The organism is Streptomyces sp. NPDC087270 (assembly GCF_044744625.1).
GTDB lineage: Bacteria > Actinomycetota > Actinomycetes > Streptomycetales > Streptomycetaceae > Actinacidiphila.
In genome coordinates this window covers 1-2496 of the sequence record NZ_JBIUYR010000045.1, presented here as the reverse complement: position 1 = coordinate 2496, position 2496 = coordinate 1, and the positions used below count along the sequence as shown (strand labels likewise).

Annotated in this window: 1 protein-coding gene; it reads left to right on the top strand. The window is 72.8% G+C overall.

Features of this window, described 5'->3' with window-relative positions; all coding sequences use genetic code 11:
• Window positions 1–72: 72 nt before the first annotated feature.
• Window positions 73–2496, top strand: a 2424-nt coding sequence (locus tag ACIPAE_RS39745; RefSeq protein WP_402452335.1) for a condensation domain-containing protein, incomplete at its 3' end; no start/stop codon positions are given.

Sequence of the window (2496 nt, the reverse complement as noted above, 5' to 3'; positions counted from 1 at the left end):
AAGCTGGATCGTGGGGCGTTGCCGGTTCCGGATTACGGGTCGGGGTCGGGTCGTGGTGGTGGTCGGGGTCCGGTGTCGGTGCGGGAGGAGATCCTTTCTTCGGCTTTCGCTCAGGTGCTGGGGGTGCAACGGGTCGGCGTCGACGACGACTTCTTCGACCTCGGCGGCCACTCGCTTTTGGCGATCCGCCTGATCAGCAGGATCAGGGCGACGCTGAACGTCGAGGTGCCGATCCGGCAGGTGTTCGACACCCCGACCGTGGCCGGGCTCGCCCGCGGGCTGGGCGGCACACGTCCCGTACACGCCCCCCTGGTGGCGGGGCCCAGGCCCGACCGGCCGCCGCTCTCCTTCGCCCAGCAACGGCTCTGGTTCCTTTCGCAGTTGGAAGGCCCGAACACCACCTACAACATCCCGATCGCCGTGCGGCTGACCGGTGCGCTGGACGCGCGGGCCCTGGCGGACGCGCTCGCCGACGTGGTGGCCAGGCACGAGGTCCTGCGCACGCTCTACCCGTCGGACCAGGGCGAACCGTGGCAGCGGGTGCTGCCCGCGGACGCCGCGCGCCTGGACGTGGCGGTGACCGAGGTCGCACGGGACGACCTGGACGCACAGGTGACCGAAGCTGCCGCGCACACCTTCGACCTCACGGCGGAACTTCCGCTCCGGGCCGCGCTGCTGTCGATCGCACCGGACCACGACCCGCTCGGAGGCGAGAAGGACCGGCCCCAGGAGCACGTACTGGTGCTGGTCGTGCACCACATCGCCGGAGACGCCTGGTCGATGGGGCCGCTGTGGCGCGACCTGTCGAGGGCGTACGCGGCCCGCCGGGCCGGGCGGGCTCCGGCGTGGGAGCCGTTGCCGGCGCAGTACGCGGACTTCGCGCTCTGGCAGCGCGCGGTGGCCGACGGCGGCGGCGCCGACGCACTCGCCTCGGACCTCGCGCACTGGCGGCAGCGGCTGGCGGGGGCGCCGGAGGAGATCGTGCTGCCCGCCGACCGGCCGCGCCCCGCGGTGGCGAGCCACCGCGGCGGGCGCACCGACATGCGGATTCCGGCCGAACTGCACGCGCGCCTGCACGCGTTGGCGCAGCGCCGGGGCGTGACGATGTTCATGCTGCTGCACGCGTCGCTGGCGGCACTGCTGTCCCGGCTGGGCGCCGGCCACGACCTCCCGATCGGCAGTCCGGTCGCGGGCCGTACCGACGAGGCCACCGACGACCTGGTCGGGTTCTTCGTCAACACGGTGGTCGTGCGGACCGACGTGTCGGGCGACCCGGCGTTCACCGCACTCCTGGACCGGGTGCGGGAGACGGTGCTGGACGCCTTCGAGCACCAGGACATCCCCTTCGAGCGGCTGGTCGAGGAGATCGCCCCGCAGCGGTCGATGGCACGGCACCCGCTGTTCCAGGTGATGCTCGCGGTCCAGAACACCGACGCCGCGGCGCTGGAACTGCCGGGACTGCGGGCCGAGGAGCACCCCGCCGGACGGCCCGCGGCCAAGTTCGATCTGGACATCCAGTTCACCGAGCGGTTCGCGCCCGACGGCTCGCCCGCCGGTCTCCTCGGCGACATCGTCTTCGCCACCGACCTGTTCGACCTGTCCACCGCGGAGGCGATCGCCCAGCGGCTGCTGAGGGTGCTCGAGGCCGTCGCCGACGACCCCGCGCAGCCCGTCGGCCGGATCGGGATTCTGGGCGACCAGGAGCGGCGTCGCGTGCTGGTGGAGTGGAACGACACGGCGTGCGAGGCACCGGTGGGCACGGTGCCGGAGCTGTTCACGGCGCAGGCGGCACGCACCCCGACGGCACCGGCGTTGCGGGCCGAGGACCGCGAGCTGACGTACGCGGAGGTGGAGGCGCGCTCCAACGTCCTCGCGCGGCGGCTGGTGGACCGGGGCGTGGCGCCCGAGGCGCGGGTGGCGGTGCTGATGGAGCGTTCCGCCGAGCTGGTGGTCGTGTTGCTGGCGGTGCTGAAGGCGGGGGGCGCCTACGTGCCGCTGGACCTGCGGGCCCCGGCGGAGCGGATGCGGGTGCTGATGGCGGAAGCGTCGGCGGAGCTGCTGCTGGTGGACGCCGCGATGAACGGGCACCCGGCGGTGGGCGCGTTCCGGGCGCGGGGCGGCACCGTCGTGGAGGTCGCGGCCGGATCTGGCTGGTCCGGTGACGGTTCGGCGCTGCCGGCCCGGTGCGTTCCCGACCAGTTGGCGTACATCATGTACACGTCCGGTTCGACCGGCGTGCCGAAGGGGATCGCCATCACCCATCAGAACGTGGTGGATCTCGCGAGTGACGCGTGCTGGCGCCATGAGGAGCCGCTGCGGGTGCTGCTGCGTTCCCCGCATTCCTTCGACTCCTCGACGTACGAGTTGTGGGCGCCGCTGCTGGGTGGTGGTCAGGTGGTGGTGGCGCCGGAGGAGCGGTTCGACGCGGGGGTGTTGCGGTCGTTGATCGCGCGGTACGCGTTGACGCATGTGCATGTGACGGCGGGGCTGTTCCGG